We start from the raw sequence: 15201 nt of genomic DNA on the forward strand, positions 1-15201 counted from the left end.
CGGAATTGGCAGACGCGCTAGACTTAGGATCTAGTGTCTTATGACGTGGGGGTTCGACTCCCTTCACCCGCACCATTACTTGATTAAATAATTATCAATTTATCGACACGATCAAAAGAACTATAATTAGTTCTTTTTTTTATTTTTTGTCAGAAAAAGAAGGAATAATTAATCTTTTGTCAAATTGCATAAATAACCTCTTATGTCTTACCTCAAATTCACACCTTCAAGTAAAGGAGTGATTACCTCTCAAAAACACGTATCTTATTGATTCCCTGTTATCCGCGTATAATTTATGTAAGCCACTTCATTTATTAGCGCGATGGCTGCCCACTTTGATGTTCTCCACTTTTTCCTTACCTCATGTTGTGGTTCACCCTAGTACTTTATGTTATTTTCCCTCATCTTTCAATTCCTAAGGAGTGTATGACAAATGAAAAAATTAAAAGAACAAGCTGCTTTTACGATGATTGAGATGATGATTGTCTTGATGATTATTTCGATTTTGTTATTAGTTGCTGTGCCCAACATGACTAAAAATAATTCTGTAGCTAGTTCAAAAGGGTGTGAAGCAACGATTGATTTGTTACAGTCTCAAGTTGGTGCATATAAGATTGAAGAAAATGCGGAGTTAACAGATTTAACTCTATTAGAGGATGAAAAGTATGTTCAACGAGTGGAATGTCCGGATGGTACGGAACTCGAGTTGGATGATGGAATCGTCGTAATAAAGAATGATGAAAATCCTCCTGAAGTTGACGGTTCAAATGACGACAGCGAGTAAAGGATATACACTAGTCGAGATGATGATCGTATTAATGATTCTCGGAATTATCACTAGTGTTACACTGGTCTCCTTTCAACCTCTTGCTAGTGCAAAAAAAGCTGAGCAATTCCTCCAACAATTAGAAAGTGATATTCATTACCTCCAACAATTGGCTTTAAGTACAGGTACATCTGCAACGATACGATTTCATTTCGCTTCAAACTCCTATGAACTTCGTCAATACACTGAACCAGTGGTTAGGCGTGATTATGATCAATCGATTATTATCGATCCCGGAATATCAACGTCAGAAATCACCTACTTACCGACTGGAAATATCAGAAATCCCCGAACAATTCATATCTATATCGATAATCACGTGTACAGAATGGTGTTTTTATTAGGCAAGGGGAGGTTTTACATTGAACAAGTGTCATAAAGGCTTCTCTCTGATTGAGGTTATGGTCGCATTATCAATTTTAGCTGTCTTAGCGATGACGATCGTTCCAACATTGACAATTGTTTATGGAGAGAGAGTGACGATTAGAGAGCAACAACAAGCCTTGTCATTGATTGATGATAGACTGCAGATCTGGTTATATGATCGATACAATTCAGTAAATGCAGAAGAAGTGGATGTAAATGGTACTTTATATGATCTCCAATCTAAAACGATTGCTCATGAAACATTACAAGTATGTGTGACTTGGCATGGCAGTAACAATCGCTCTTATGAAAGGTGTGGATATGCAAAAAAATGAAGGAAGGTGGATTTACACTCATTGAGACCATTATATCATTTACAATTTTTGTGATGATTGCTTCCTTGTTTCCGCTGATTGTCCAAGTCATTGATACGAATAAACCTGACTCATTATCATTAGTAGAAGGCACACTGACATTAAATCAGCTGGCGATGGAGGTTAGGGAAGCAAGGGATATTCGTGTCGTTGACCATCAACTAATATTAGAACTAGCTGATGGGAAAGAGGTTTCTTTCAAGCAACGGGGTGAGCGGATTCGTCGTCAAGTGAATACATTAGGCAATGACATTATTGCCCGTAAGATAAAGGATGTCAATTTTCAGCTTGTACACCATGGTGTAGTAATTACTTTAATTGATTTGGATGATAATGTTTTTCAACGAAGGATGTCGATGGGATATGACCGGACGGCGACGAGATAAGCCAACGATTTGTAAACAAAAAGGATTTATTATGCCACTTACGATGGTGTTAACGTTTATCGTAAGCGGTGTGCTCCTGCATCAATTGCAACAATATTTAAATGAAAAACAATTTTTTTATGAACAAGAACAAATTTATATAATTGAACAACTTGCACAGATGGGGGCTCATGACCTTGATGATGTGTTAAGGGAAGATACTGTTGATACAAATGGTCAATTTCATTACGAAATTGGTACAGCGTCGTATTGGATTCAGGAGCAACTAGATGATACATTATATGTAAGGTTGACGCTTGAAACGATTGAAGGAAGAAAGCGTCTAGTAAGATTGTATTATGACTTAGAAACATTAACAATGAAAGCATGGTGGGAGGTAAATTAGCTAGGATGGCAATTATTTATTTAACAGGATTTATGGGAGCAGGGAAAACAACGGTTGGTCAACAATTAGCTGAATTTCTAAGCTTTGAGGTTGTTGATACGGATCAGTATATTGAGAATAAGTTGGGTCAAACGATTCCAGACATTTTTGCAAAAGAAGGAGAACAAGCATTTCGCACGTATGAAACTGAGGCTTTAAATGAGATCACTGGTGAAAGTCTTATTGTGACAACAGGTGGGGGCATTATTCAAAAAAAAGAAAATCGCGACATTATGAAAAAGAAAGGTGTAATTATTTACTTGCATTGTGAACTTGAAGAAATTTTTAACAGGCTTGAGGGCGACGAGTCTAGACCGCTTTTGAAAGGAAAAAATAAAGAACAAGTAGCTACTTTGTTTGCTGACAGGCTCCCTCATTATGAAGATGCCAATCATGTCGTTGATACGACGAATCAATCATTAGAAGATATTGTATACACGATTAAAAAGAAGGTTGAATAATAGAAGAGTGACTTGGGTACACTGATTAATACGAATCTTGGGGGCTTTAAAGAGCAATTGAGGAGTGTAGTGGATTCATGTCACTCAATGATTATGTAAAATTTTTGACGGAGCAATTCGTTACGTATGTCGATCGTCCTAAGGAAGAACAACGTGCCAAAAAAGAAGAGTTAAAAGCGATGAAGTTACCATTTCATTATCATTGGTTTGGTTTGTTACCTTTATCCATCTCAATATTTATCAAAAAATTTAAAAGTAGTAAAAAACAACGCTCAAAGAAAACCTTTCTTTGAGCGTTGTTGTGTGTTAACTAGTATATCTTATTCATTATACATGAAAAATCCCTAGTCTAAGTTACCAATTTAGTATACACTATAAGTAAAATATTCTAGTATAAAATACCATCGTTACTTCGCTTGTTTTCTTTAAATGTAAGAGGTCACAAACAAGGAAATGTTAAGTTCAATCTTTTTAAACGGTGGATATAGATTTATTTGTATATGCTTGTGTATTATAATGGATAGAGAGAAGGAGTGAAGTATGGTGGAGCAACAAACGCTAAAAATTACGAATGTTTTATCTGACCCAACACGATTTTCCATCTATCAGTATGTATCTAGACAGCGAGAAGATGTGACAGTTCAAGCCATTGCCGAGCAGTTTAACATCCATTCAAATGTCGCGCGATTACATTTAACGAAACTTGAGGATGTAAATATGCTCGAGTCAGAGACAAAGAAGAATGGTAAGGGCGGCCGTCCTAGCCGTTTTTATCGAATTTCTGATGAAGTGATTAACTTACAATTTCCTTACCGTGATTACCAAAAGTTAGCGGGAATGGCTGTTGAAGCGCTTGTTTCATTAGGAGATGAAGGTCAAGCTGCCTTAACGGCTTTAGGGCATAAGTACGGAAAGGAAGCAGCAAAGGAATTCTTAGCGAGAACGTCGCAAAAACTTGAAGAGTTAACTGTTGAGGAGAAAGTCAGTTGTATTGAAAAAATTGCAATTAACCAAGGCTTAAATCCTGACATTGAGTTTGACGAAAAGAGACAAACGATTGACTTTAAGATTTATAATTGTACCTTTAAAGAATTAGTGAAAGAGTATACGGGAGCGTTATGTAACATGCATAACCAGATGCTTAAAGGTATATTTGAGTATTTCTTTGGGGATGTTAACTTAAAAGAAAATCATTTAATGACTGACCCTGAACAACGGGCATGCTCATACTCGACAGTTTTATTACCGAAGTAATTATGTGCTGAGTATTTGACACGATTTTGCCACTCATAAATCATTTACAACAGAATATTTTGTCATATATAATTACTATGATAAGCTTATTTTACCTGTACCCACTTGATCATGTGGAAGGCAGGAAGAAACATTAACGAGAAGGAGGGGAAATGTATGGATCGGATGTTTCGAGTACTAGCTTTTTGGACAGGGATCTTTTCTGTCTTATTCTATGTTGGAGATATGTTAAACATGGCTTTGCTATTTTTCGCTCAAACAGGCGCATTCTTAGCTTTAGGTTATTTGAATTTATCTGAGCGTATGTATATGTACATCTTTGGCGCGTATTTAACAGTATTCTTTGTCGGCTTTACCTACTACTCAACATTTATTATGGTGCCGGGTGTTGGTGGTCACTAAAAACAAGAATGTGTCTTACATACATTGACACAAAATCACAATAAGAAAAGCGGTGCTATTGCACCGCTTTTCTTCATGAATCGGGCGAGAACACTCGTGACTTAAGTCATGTGAGGTTCAAGACTTATGTAGGGGATTATGACTAAGTGATTGATAATTTCCATTGTACTTCAAATTTTTTTGCTGGAGAAGGACATTGAAAAAAGGGCTCATGCCATTATCAGTGATGAGGCTGCGAATGGCTCGATTTTTCTTGCTTTGCTCTGAAAAAGGATTAGGATCATAATGATTCTCGAGGTATGAAAGGATTCCGGCAGCGAGTAAAAACTTGTCTTGGCGCATGAACGATTCAGTCGTTAGTCCATTCCGATTTCCTTGTTCGATTAAAGCATCAAAATGAATATGCGTCGTTAAATCCATTTCTCCAGGATGGAGTAGTGGATTAGTAATCAGTTGATGTTGATAATACCCTCTTAAACTTCCGTCCATCCGTTCCGGCTGTTCCCATTCTTGTTTTGTGTACCCGTAATCAATCGTGACAAGTGCACCTTTTTCCATCCAATCAGCTAGGGAATCGACCATATGATTCATAACCAATGGGACTTCAATTCGCTGTCCTTCACGTAAGTTGGGACCAAATTGATTGATCCAACCTAGGATGTCTTTGTTCGTACAAGATTCTTTCACTTCCGCTAAATGATCTTCATTCATCGTTACAAATACTTCATATAAGGTATGATTACGTTGCTCGATAACATGAACAGGGAGGGCATCAAATAGTTCATTTGAAAACAGAACTCCCGAGAAGTGAGGGACGGAGCCCTTCATCTCCTCTAAGCTTGAAAATTGCTGTACTTGTGGAAACTCCGATAAGTACTGTTGTTGTATTTTTCGATGATAGGGGCTTGTTTCTACGATTGAATAGCGTAGTGTTGAAAACGTTTCTGGGGAGTGCTGTTGCCATTCTTTCAATACGGCGTAAGCAAAGCGTCCATCTCCTCCGCCGATTTCACAAATATGTATAGGTAATTGATTCTTCGTAAGAATCTCATGGAAAAGAGGTACGAAGACCCTGCCAAATACCGAGTGAATGCTAGAGCTTGTATAAAAGTCCCCTTGTTTTCCAATTTTTTGATTCTCTTTCATATAATAGCCTTTTTGTTCGGCATATAAAACAGTGTCAATATAGGTTGCATATGTGATTTTACCACCGTTGCGTTCTATTTTATCTCTTAATAAAGTCTTCATGAATCGGCTCCTTTATGACTGACGGCTTGATTACAAAATTAATATCTAGAGGGTGTTCAAAAAGCCAGGTAAAAAAGATTGTCGAATTTCTTCGTTGACTTGCTCGTGTGCGCTCATGTATGAAAAGCATACGTTCCGCACCTCCTACCTACCTCGTCTCGAACTTTCGACATACAGGACGTGCTAGTGTCGGCTCTGCAACTTTAACCGACCGCTTCTTCTTGTCCTGCTCTTTCAACAGACACTTATAGATTCTTTACAAAGTAATTTGATCTAGAGATCTAATCTCTGTAGGTTAATACTGTTGACACGGTATTAAGCGTAGTTTATACTATTTATACATTGGTAATACAATGATTAAAGGGAGTCCCCCTCCCCCTCATAGTTCATTTAATCAATACGATTTACTCCCCTTGAGATCTCCTGATGGAGGTCTCTTTTTTTGGTTCAATCGTAAACTCCCCTCCAGATGAAGCTTTAGGCTGTCTTTATAGCAAAAGCATAAACGACAGCCTAATTACTTGAGGTTCGTTTTTAGAACCCAGATAAAAATGGGTTCGCATCCATTTCTTGAGCAATCGTTGTAGTTGGACCGTGTCCACAGGCCACTGTCGTTTCCTCAGGTAGCTCTAATAGTTTTCGATGAATACTCGTTAGTAATAGTTGGTGATCACCACCTGGCAAGTCAGTTCGACCAATACTACCAGAAAATAGGGCGTCACCTGAAAAAACGGTGTTACTTTCTGCATGGTAAAAGGAAACACTCCCCGGTGAATGGCCAGGTGTTTCGTAGGTTGAGAACGTAAAAGAGCCGATCGTCAGTTTTCCTTCTTCTGTGATCAGTTGGTCGGGTTCACCAATAGAAATTTCTTGGTTCCCTAGAAAGAGGGCTGAACCATTTTTGCTACCATCACGTAACCAATCTTTTTCATTCTCATGTAGGTAAACATCGATGACATATTCGTTTCTAACATCATCCACAGCCCCGATATGGTCAAAGTGTGCATGTGTTAATAAAATCGCTAGCGGACGAAGTTTTTTTTCTTTTAAATATGTGATTAGTTTTTCTCCTTCTCCACCCGGATCAAAAATAATAGCTTCTCCTTCGTTATTTGATAGTACATATGCGTTTGTTTGTAACGGTCCTAAGGGGATTTGTTCCCAGTTCATCCTATCGCCTCCATTGCATCCATTTGCTTCTTATTTTACACTTAATACATCTTTCATTCAAAAAAGAAGTCATGGCATACATTAGGGGGGATGTATATGAAAATTCGTTATGGAGTTGAGATGAAAAGTCCAGAAGGTAAATCACCGGGCTTCATTTCACAAATGATTAGAAAGACAAATGAAGTCGCAAAGATTATTGATCGAGACCAGCAATTAGCAGTTGTGGAAACATATGAGGAGGCAAAGGCGTTAGCTGCATTTTATGATGAAAATGACATGTTAGAGGAAGAGTTCGGGGTATATTATTTAGAAGACCCAGAAGTCGAAGAGAGTTTTTCTGATTATGGTTTTGTTTCAAACAGTGGACAATCTTATTTATATAAAGAAACAACGATCCCATTTAAAATAACAGGTGGTTTACATGAACAAATCGACATGTCCTTGCTACAAATGGCTGAGGACCTCATTGCAAAAGACAAGCAAGGTGATGTTATTTATTTTGTTGATCGCCAATTTGAGGATCTAATCATAGGATATGCGAATGCCTATGAGATTACGGTTAAATTCATAACGAAGTAAATCAAAGGAAAACTCGACAAAACATTATAAAAAGAGTAAAATGTAACTAAAATACCCAAGCTATGAGTAGTGAGGAATGTCTTTGTGACATCTTTGTCAAAAATTATGGATGAAACGTTCCTCCTAGAAGAGTATAATAAATTTGGACAAATGTCTGGGTAACTCAATTACTTGTACATAAAAGGGGGGATTTGTCGTATGTTTCTTGCTATTAACTTATTATTAGTTGCAATTCTTTGCGCGTTCGGTGTACTCCGAGAAATGCGCAGAAAGAACTTTATTGGAGTTGCTTTCGCTGGAGCATCACTACTTGTCTTTGGTTGGTTTTCAATCATGACGATTCTTGGTGGCGGTGCATAGACGTATAAGCTAAAAAAAGAACCTAATAGATAGGTTCTTTTTTTTTTGGGAAGCGGCGGAGTGCGCCAGCAAGGATGATGATTATTGAAGAAGGCTTACTCGTACCACCTTAGATTAGAAGATGAGGGTGGTACACTGTAGTAGGAGAAGCTTTTTTTCTTTAGTTCGTAGTGGTTAAAATACTTGCTGGTGTAAATAAAACATGCCACCATTAATGACATTAACTTTAATTTTTGGTTTATATTGACTTTCAATTGCTTCTTTTTCGCGATGGTATGTTTCGGGTTTTTCCTCATTTTCTTCATAAAAGCGATCGAGTAGGTTTAGGTCTTCGGCTAGTCGCTCTCTTGCTTCAATGGCCCACTTTTCATCTTCTTGTTCAATCAAGTTATAGATTAACTTTTCAAGTCGAAGGAGTCCACTTTTTGGTTTGATTAATGGAGATAATGTAAAACAATAATCTGGAATTTTTGGTGTTAACGAACGATCGACTAATTGGTCAAAAAATCCATCTACAATTTGTCCATGAATCAAATTTAGCCCTAGAGAGTAAATCACATCCTTTTTTCGGTCACATTGATAAGAAACCTTAACATTTAAACATAGCCAAGGTTGAAGTGGGATGGATTGATTACTCCCACGATCAATGTTCTCATACAAGCGAATAAACCCACCTAACTCTTTTGTTGACTGAAAGATTTGATGGAGACGTGGTGAACCGAAATGTACTTTTTCACCTTTCTGTTGTTCAGGCGCATTTGCTTCGTCTGTGATGATTTGCATTTGCATTGGATTTGGGACACCACCTGTTTTTTCTAGGTAGTGCCAATAAAAGGGTCGATTCATTAACCGTTTGTCAAGATCAATGGATAATTGTACGTGCAGGTGACCATCAGTCTTGTCAATAACTTGACAGTCATTGGCTATAAAGTAGCGTTCTAGGTAATCATGAATGTCTTGTTGCTGCATGCTCCTCTTCAGCTCCTTTTTCCAAATGATCAGCTTCATTAATTACTGCTGTTAGATGATCCATCTTGATTTTTATTTCTCCATCGCTCTCTGAATGAAGAAGGATGTCAGTGACGTGTTCTTCAAGTGACGGCAATTCGATCTTCATCAGGATGTCGTCTAGCTCGCCGATGACACGCTCAAAGAGGTTAATTTTTTCGTAGAGTAGTTGTAAAATGTGTTGTTCGACTGTGTTTTCAATAGCAAAATTATAAATATGAACATCCTTTTCTTGACCAAGACGATGAATACGCCCGATTCGTTGCTCAATACGCATTGGATTCCAAGGCAGATCATAATTAATGATGTGATTACAAAATTGAAGGTTAATCCCTTCACCACCGGCTTCAGTGGCAATAAGGACTTGGGCATTATTTTGGAAAAGCTGTCTCATCCAATCTTTTTTGCCACGTTTGAATCCGCCACGAAAAGGAACCGATGAAATCCCATGTTGTTTTAAAAACCATTGCAGATAAAGCTGTGTGGCACGATATTCAGTAAAGATAATCACTTTATCATTGATATTCTGAATAATTTCTAATGCTTTTTCAGCCTTAGAGTTTTTCGTGATTGCACCTATCATATTCATGAAATCTTGGGCAATTGGAATATCTCTTCCTTCGGCTTGTGCTTTTTCAATCATATTTTTCAATGTCATAAATGCAGCTTCACGGCTACTACAAACTTCTCGTTGTAACGTTAAGAGTGAAAAGTGGTTTGCACGGATCGTTTCGTCATCCTTTAAGGATGTGACCGCATCATATAGTGTACGTTCTTCTTTGCTTAGCGTAACAGGCACTGTTTTGACAATTCGTTTTGTCCATTCGATCCCTGTTTCTTCACGCCGGTTTCTGACCATAACTTTGTTAATAATCTCACGTAACTGTTCGTCATTCTTTGGTGTTCGTTTGTTCGATTTATATGCTTGTTGAAAGGAAGATTCATCCCCAAGGTGTCCAGGCTTAAGCAGTGACACGAGGTTGAAAATTTCCTCAAGTTTGTTTTGGACAGGTGTCGCAGTTAATAGTAGACAAAACTTTTTCTTTAAGTGTTTAATGAATTCATAGTTTTTTGTTTTAGGGTTTTTTAATTTATGGGCTTCGTCAATAATCACCATATCATAATGTTGATTTAAAACGATATCGCGATGTGGGTTTCGTTTGGCTGTATCGATCGAAGCGATGACGACATCGCATTGTTCCCATACATAGCTTTTCTTTTGTGCGACTGCGGGAATAAAAAATTTTTGATTGAGTTCAATCGCCCATTGCGAAACGAGTGAGGCAGGGACAAGGATAAGCACTTTTTTTGCTAGTCCTCTAATCATATACTCTTTTAATATAAGCCCTGCTTCGATTGTTTTTCCAAGGCCGACTTCATCTGCTAGTATCGCTTTACCGTTCATGTTTTCAATGACTGTGTTGGCTGCCTCAAGCTGATGTGGATACGGTTTTAAGTGTGGTAAGTGCTTTGGCGCTTGAAGGCCATGGAAGTCAGGGATTGATAGATGCTGCTCTGTTTCATAGGCTAATTTAAATAATTCCCAGTTTGCCCATGGACCGTCTTCTTCGATTCTTTGTAAAAATTCATCTTGCCAATCAGTAGAATATTCGATGTCGACGTTCATGGCGATCATCCTTTCCTGAAAATTATTATTGCCAATCATGATTTGCTAATGGTAGGATATTAATATATTTAGTATGACCTAATTGTTTCCTGTTCATGAATCATTCATGTAAAGAATTCGATTAACTTGATATATTTGCGAATGAAAGCAAGGGGAGAGACTGTAGACAATGTGAAGCAGCGCCGAAGGAGCAAGCAATGATGATTGTGAATCTCTCAGGCAAAAGAACTCTTGCTTGACGCACCTCTGGAGAGTGCTCATCATAGAGCCACCCACGAAGACATTTCCTGAGATCATAGGAAAGAAACTTTCTGGTTTAAGGACAGAGAAGTACGTGTGATCCACACTACTTTTCTGTCTTTTTTTGTGGTCAAGGGGCGGAGTGCGTGAACAGGATAAGTAATCAGAGAAGAACGCTACTCGCACCGCCTTGGGATTAAGTTTTATGGTCAAATCACTGAGGAAAAGAAGTTGGTTCGAGGAAGGTCGAGGGACGGAGTGCGCCAGCAAAGAAGCACGGGTATAGAAGGAATCTTACTTACACCGCCTTTGACTGAAGTAGAGGGCGGGTGGTCTTTTTTTTACAACACTAAGTCAGAATATTTTTGTTCTTTTGAGTTTTTTAATCTAGATACATTGTAATTACGTTTAGGAGGGGATCTTTTGAATCAATTAAAACGAACACCCATGTATGAGATTTATCAAGAAACAGGTGTAAAGACGATTGATTTTGGAGGCTGGGAATTACCAGTTCAATTTTCTAGCATTAAAAAGGAACATGAGGCGGTTCGAACGAAGGCTGGTTTGTTTGACGTTTCTCATATGGGAGAGGTAGAAGTAAAAGGAAAGGAAGCCCTTCCATTTCTACAACTGTTGATGACGAATGATGTTTCAGCGTTATCACAAGGTCAAGTGCAATATACGGCGATGTGTTACGAGGATGGTGGAACCGTTGATGACCTTATTATTTATAAGAAAGCAGATGATGACTATTTGCTTGTGATTAATGCTTCTAATATTGAAAAGGATCTTGAGTGGTTACATTTTCACGAGTGGGAAGGGGTTTCGGTTACCAATCGCTCATCAGAGGTTGCTCAACTCGCTTTGCAAGGACCAATTGCCGAACAGGTGCTACAAACGTTAACAGCAACTGACTTAAGTAATATTTCATTTTTTAGATTTCAAGATGGGGTAAACATTGCTGGTGTGAATGCACTCGTTTCACGAACGGGTTACACCGGTGAAGATGGTTTTGAAATCTATTGTGACAATGCAGGTGCGCCGATTCTTTGGAAGAAAATCCTTGATGCTGGGGCAAATGAGGGGGTAGTACCATGTGGATTAGGTGCCCGTGATACCTTGAGATTTGAGGCAAGATTACCGCTTTATGGTCAGGAGTTAACCGAAGAAATTACACCGATTGAGGCAGGGATTGGCTTCGCTGTGAAGGTTAAAAAACAGGAAAACTTCTTTGGTAAAGTGCGATTAAAACAACAAAAAGAAGTAGGACCTGAACGTAAATTGGTCGGAATTGAAATGATTGATAAAGGAATTCCAAGAACTGATTATCCCGTTTATTCAGGTGATAAAAAGGTCGGTACTGTCACAACGGGGACACAGTCGCCAACACTGAAGAAAAATATCGGTTTGGCTCTGTTAGATAAGGCTTATACCGACATAGGTACAGAGGTATCAGTTGATATTCGCAACAAACAGCGTTTAGCAAAAGTCATAAAAACGCCATTTTATAAGCGTTCTGAAAAATAAACATTGAGGGGGATACATATGTCACATCGTTATTTGCCGATGACTGAAATGGATCAAAAAGAAATGCTATATACGATCGGCGTAGAGTCGATTGAAGAATTATTTTCTGATATACCAGATGAGGTGCGTTTTAAAGGTGATTTAAAGCTGAAAGAGGCATTAACAGAACCAGAACTGGTGAAATATTTACAAGGGTTAGCTAATAAAAACGTTCATTTGCAACAAAAGATATCCTTTTTAGGTGCAGGTGTTTATCAACATTATATACCTTCAATTGTTGATCATGTCATATCTAGGTCAGAATTTTACACGGCTTATACGCCATACCAGCCTGAGATTTCACAAGGAGAGCTACAAGCAATTTTTGAGTTTCAAACGATGATTAGTGAAATGACAGGAATGGAGCTTGCTAACTCGTCGATGTATGACGGTCCAACCGCTCTTGCTGAAGCAGGGATGATGAGTGCAGGAAAAACGAAGAGAAAAAAAATCATTGTTTCTAAGGCTGTACACCCAGAAGCTCGTGACGTTCTTTATACGAATGCATATGGACAAAATCTTAACGTCGTTGCCATTGATACTGTTAATGGAGTCACTGACCTCAACCAGCTTGAACAAGAAATCGATGAGGACACCGCTTGTGTGATCGTCCAATATCCGAATTTCTTTGGATCAATTGAAGACCTTGCTGAGATTGAGCGCATTACTCATCAGCAAAAGGCACATTTTGTCGTCTCTAGCAATCCATTGGCGTTAGGTGTCTTACAGCCACCAGGTGCTTTTGGTGCTGATATCGTTGTTGGTGATGTACAGCCGTTTGGGATTCCATCTCAATTCGGAGGTCCACACTGCGGTTATTTTGCGACAACAAAGAAATTAATGCGAAAAGTACCTGGGCGTTTAGTTGGTCAAACAACTGATGATAAGGGGCAGCGAGGGTTTGTGTTGACATTACAAGCACGAGAGCAGCATATTCGACGAGAAAAAGCGACGTCTAACATCTGTTCCAACCAAGCGTTAAATGCACTTGCCTCATCTGTCGCGATGAGTGCGATCGGGAAAAAAGGTGTTAAAGAAATGTCGATTCAAAATATTCAGAAGGCTGCTTATACTAAAAAGCAATTGCGTAGGCAGGGGCTGACGGTTGCTTTTGACCAGCCAAGCTTTAATGAATTTGTAATCAAAGTCGATCAACCAATAAGCGATATCAATGAAAAGCTCTTTAACAAGGGGATTATTGGTGGGTATGATCTAGGTCGTGATTACCCTGAACTGAGCGGACATATGCTAGTCGCTGTTACTGAAATTCGTACAAAGTCTGAGATCGATACGTTTGTAAGAGAATTGGGGGCTGCAATAAAATGAGACAAAAAGATCAAGCACTTGTTTTTGAGTTAAGTAAGCAAGGCCGAATTGGTCATAGTTTACCGGAACAAGATATACCGGAAGAACCGCTAGACGACTTACTACCTACTGAATTTATACGCAAAGAAGAACCGGAGTTGCCTGAAGTTTCCGAATTGCAATTAATGCGGCATTATACTGCACTTTCAAAACGGAATCATGGTGTTGATTCAGGTTTCTATCCATTAGGTTCTTGTACGATGAAATACAATCCAAAAATCAATGAAGATGTAGCAAGGTATCCAGGCTTTTCGCAACTTCACCCTTATCAGCCTGAAGAGCAAGTACAAGGGGCACTTGAGCTACTCTATGAGTTACAAACATCGTTAGCGGAAATTACAGGAATGGATGAAGTGACGTTGCAGCCTGCAGCTGGGGCGCAAGGAGAGTGGACAGGGTTGATGTTAATTCGTGCCTATCATGAAGCAAATGGTGACACAAACCGTACCAAAGTCATTGTTCCTGATTCCGCACATGGTACGAACCCAGCATCAGCAACTGTTGCAGGGTTTGAGGCTGTAACGGTAAAGACGAATGACAAAGGACTTGTTGACCTCTCACACTTAAGGGAAGTCGTAGGTGAAGATACCGCTGCGCTCATGTTAACGAACCCAAATACGTTAGGTCTTTTTGAGGAAGATATTATTGAAATGGCTACGATTATTCATGATGCCGGTGGGAAATTGTACTATGATGGTGCCAATTCAAATGCAATTCTCGGGATCACTAGACCTGGTGATATGGGATTTGATGTTGTCCACCTAAACTTGCATAAAACATTTACTGGGCCACATGGCGGTGGAGGACCAGGATCTGGACCAGTGGGTGTTAAAGCTGATTTAGCGCCATATTTACCAAAACCACAAATTGTAAAAATTGATGACCGTTACTTGTTTGACTATAATCGACCGGATTCAATTGGACGGGTAAAGCCTTATTATGGTAACTTTGGAATTAATGTTCGTGCCTATACGTACATTCGGACGATGGGACCAAAAGGGCTTCGAAACGTATCAGAGCATGCAGTGCTAAATGCAAATTATATGATGAGAAAACTTGCAACACATTTTGATTTACCATATACACAGCATTGTAAGCATGAGTTTGTGTTGTCCGGCAAGCGACAAAAAAAATTAGGAGTACGGACCCTCGACATGGCAAAACGACTGTTGGATTTTGGCTACCATCCACCAACCATCTATTTTCCTCTCAATGTCGATGAATGTATGATGATCGAACCTACGGAAACAGAATCGAAAGAAACTCTAGATGAGTTTATTGATGCAATGATTCAAATTGCTCGTGAAGCAGAAGAGGAGCCTGAAATTGTTCAAGAGGCACCACATCACACGGTGATTAGCCGTCTTGATGAAACAACAGCTGCAAGGAAGCCAGTCCTTCGTTTTCAGCAACAAAAATAAGTAATAGTAGCGTTTATAGCTATTAAATAGAGGCTGTGCTTATTGGTCTTTTGAACTGCCCCCTGTCAAGTAGACAGTGGAAATAATAAAAATGACCTAAGCGGCTTTAGCTCTATATTCTATA

Annotated in this window: 18 protein-coding genes and 1 riboswitch; of the genes, 14 read left to right on the plus strand and 4 right to left on the minus strand. The window is 38.9% G+C overall.

What is annotated here, in order from left to right; translation table 11 throughout:
- Positions 1 to 433: 433 nt before the first annotated feature.
- From comGC to KH400_RS20460, 9 genes are all read left to right on the plus strand, one after another.
- Complete coding sequence (gene comGC / locus KH400_RS20420) at positions 434 to 784, plus strand: competence type IV pilus major pilin ComGC (RefSeq protein WP_217227796.1); 351 nt, start codon at positions 434 to 436, stop codon at positions 782 to 784.
- On the plus strand, positions 768 to 1205 hold the full coding sequence (gene comGD / locus KH400_RS20425) for a competence type IV pilus minor pilin ComGD (protein WP_217227797.1): 438 nt from the start codon (positions 768 to 770) through the stop codon (positions 1203 to 1205). The genes comGC and comGD overlap by 17 nt, the downstream gene beginning before the upstream one ends.
- Positions 1189 to 1527 carry a competence type IV pilus minor pilin ComGE gene (gene comGE, locus KH400_RS20430; RefSeq protein WP_217227798.1) on the plus strand — a complete coding sequence of 113 codons (339 nt, stop codon included), beginning with the start codon at positions 1189 to 1191 and terminating at the stop codon, positions 1525 to 1527. The genes comGD and comGE overlap by 17 nt, the downstream gene beginning before the upstream one ends.
- Entirely contained in the window at positions 1524 to 1952 is a 429-nt protein-coding gene (locus KH400_RS20435) for a ComGF family competence protein (RefSeq protein ID WP_217227800.1), read from the plus strand. Before comGE ends, KH400_RS20435 begins: the two co-directional genes overlap by 4 nt.
- On the plus strand, positions 1930 to 2337 hold the full coding sequence (comGG, locus tag KH400_RS20440) for a competence type IV pilus minor pilin ComGG (protein WP_217227801.1): 408 nt from the start codon (positions 1930 to 1932) through the stop codon (positions 2335 to 2337). Before KH400_RS20435 ends, comGG begins: the two co-directional genes overlap by 23 nt.
- Before the next feature lie 5 nt (positions 2338 to 2342).
- Positions 2343 to 2837, plus strand: a complete 495-nt coding sequence (locus tag KH400_RS20445) for a shikimate kinase (RefSeq protein ID WP_217227803.1) — start codon at positions 2343 to 2345, stop codon at positions 2835 to 2837.
- Positions 2838 to 2914: 77 nt separating this feature from the next.
- The gene (locus KH400_RS20450; RefSeq protein WP_217227804.1) at positions 2915 to 3130 is read left to right on the plus strand and encodes a YqzE family protein; all 216 of its coding nucleotides are present in this window, start codon (positions 2915 to 2917) and stop codon (positions 3128 to 3130) included.
- Between the two features lie 247 nt (positions 3131 to 3377).
- Entirely contained in the window at positions 3378 to 4091 is a 714-nt protein-coding gene (locus KH400_RS20455) for a helix-turn-helix transcriptional regulator (RefSeq protein ID WP_217227805.1), read from the plus strand.
- Positions 4092 to 4247: 156 nt separating this feature from the next.
- Positions 4248 to 4493, plus strand: coding sequence for a DUF2626 domain-containing protein (locus KH400_RS20460; RefSeq protein ID WP_217227806.1), 246 nt, complete (start codon positions 4248 to 4250; stop codon positions 4491 to 4493).
- A gap of 117 nt (positions 4494 to 4610) precedes the next feature.
- Here KH400_RS20460 and KH400_RS20465 read toward each other — a convergent pair whose 3' ends face one another.
- Together KH400_RS20465 and KH400_RS20470 are read right to left on the minus strand one after the other, a co-directional pair.
- Positions 4611 to 5741, minus strand: a complete 1131-nt coding sequence (locus KH400_RS20465; protein WP_217227807.1) for a class I SAM-dependent methyltransferase — start codon at positions 5739 to 5741, stop codon at positions 4611 to 4613.
- 534 nt (positions 5742 to 6275) lie between these two features.
- Positions 6276 to 6911, minus strand: a complete 636-nt coding sequence (locus tag KH400_RS20470; RefSeq protein WP_217227808.1) for an MBL fold metallo-hydrolase — start codon at positions 6909 to 6911, stop codon at positions 6276 to 6278.
- A gap of 96 nt (positions 6912 to 7007) precedes the next feature.
- Here KH400_RS20470 and KH400_RS20475 point away from each other — a divergent pair, with 96 nt between their 5' ends.
- Complete coding sequence (locus tag KH400_RS20475; RefSeq protein WP_217227809.1) at positions 7008 to 7490, plus strand: hypothetical protein; 483 nt, start codon at positions 7008 to 7010, stop codon at positions 7488 to 7490.
- 198 nt (positions 7491 to 7688) lie between these two features.
- On the plus strand, positions 7689 to 7850 hold the full coding sequence (locus tag KH400_RS20480) for a DUF2759 domain-containing protein (protein ID WP_217227810.1): 162 nt from the start codon (positions 7689 to 7691) through the stop codon (positions 7848 to 7850).
- Positions 7851 to 8024: 174 nt separating this feature from the next.
- Here KH400_RS20480 and KH400_RS20485 read toward each other — a convergent pair whose 3' ends face one another.
- Together KH400_RS20485 and KH400_RS20490 are read right to left on the minus strand one after the other, a co-directional pair.
- Positions 8025 to 8819 carry a YqhG family protein gene (locus KH400_RS20485; RefSeq protein WP_217227812.1) on the minus strand — a complete coding sequence of 265 codons (795 nt, stop codon included), beginning with the start codon at positions 8817 to 8819 and terminating at the stop codon, positions 8025 to 8027.
- Positions 8797 to 10485, minus strand: coding sequence for a DEAD/DEAH box helicase (locus KH400_RS20490; RefSeq protein WP_217227813.1), 1689 nt, complete (start codon positions 10483 to 10485; stop codon positions 8797 to 8799). Before KH400_RS20490 ends, KH400_RS20485 begins: the two co-directional genes overlap by 23 nt.
- A 141-nt stretch (positions 10486 to 10626) precedes the next feature.
- A riboswitch (glycine riboswitch) is annotated at positions 10627 to 10726 on the plus strand.
- A 422-nt stretch (positions 10727 to 11148) separates the two neighbouring features.
- On the opposite strand from KH400_RS20490, the gene gcvT reads away from it, so the two are divergent.
- From gcvT to gcvPB, 3 genes are read left to right on the plus strand one after another with little or no spacing between them, the layout of a single operon-like run.
- The gene (gcvT, locus tag KH400_RS20495; RefSeq protein ID WP_217227815.1) at positions 11149 to 12252 is read left to right on the plus strand and encodes a glycine cleavage system aminomethyltransferase GcvT; all 1104 of its coding nucleotides are present in this window, start codon (positions 11149 to 11151) and stop codon (positions 12250 to 12252) included.
- 18 nt (positions 12253 to 12270) lie between these two features.
- Entirely contained in the window at positions 12271 to 13617 is a 1347-nt protein-coding gene (gcvPA, locus tag KH400_RS20500) for an aminomethyl-transferring glycine dehydrogenase subunit GcvPA (protein ID WP_217227817.1), read from the plus strand.
- Complete coding sequence (gene gcvPB, locus KH400_RS20505; protein WP_217227819.1) at positions 13614 to 15077, plus strand: aminomethyl-transferring glycine dehydrogenase subunit GcvPB; 1464 nt, start codon at positions 13614 to 13616, stop codon at positions 15075 to 15077. Before gcvPA ends, gcvPB begins: the two co-directional genes overlap by 4 nt.
- Positions 15078 to 15201: the final 124 nt, after the last annotated feature.

This window comes from Desertibacillus haloalkaliphilus, from assembly GCF_019039105.1.
GTDB classification, from domain to species: Bacteria; Bacillota; Bacilli; order Bacillales; family KJ1-10-99; genus Desertibacillus; species Desertibacillus haloalkaliphilus.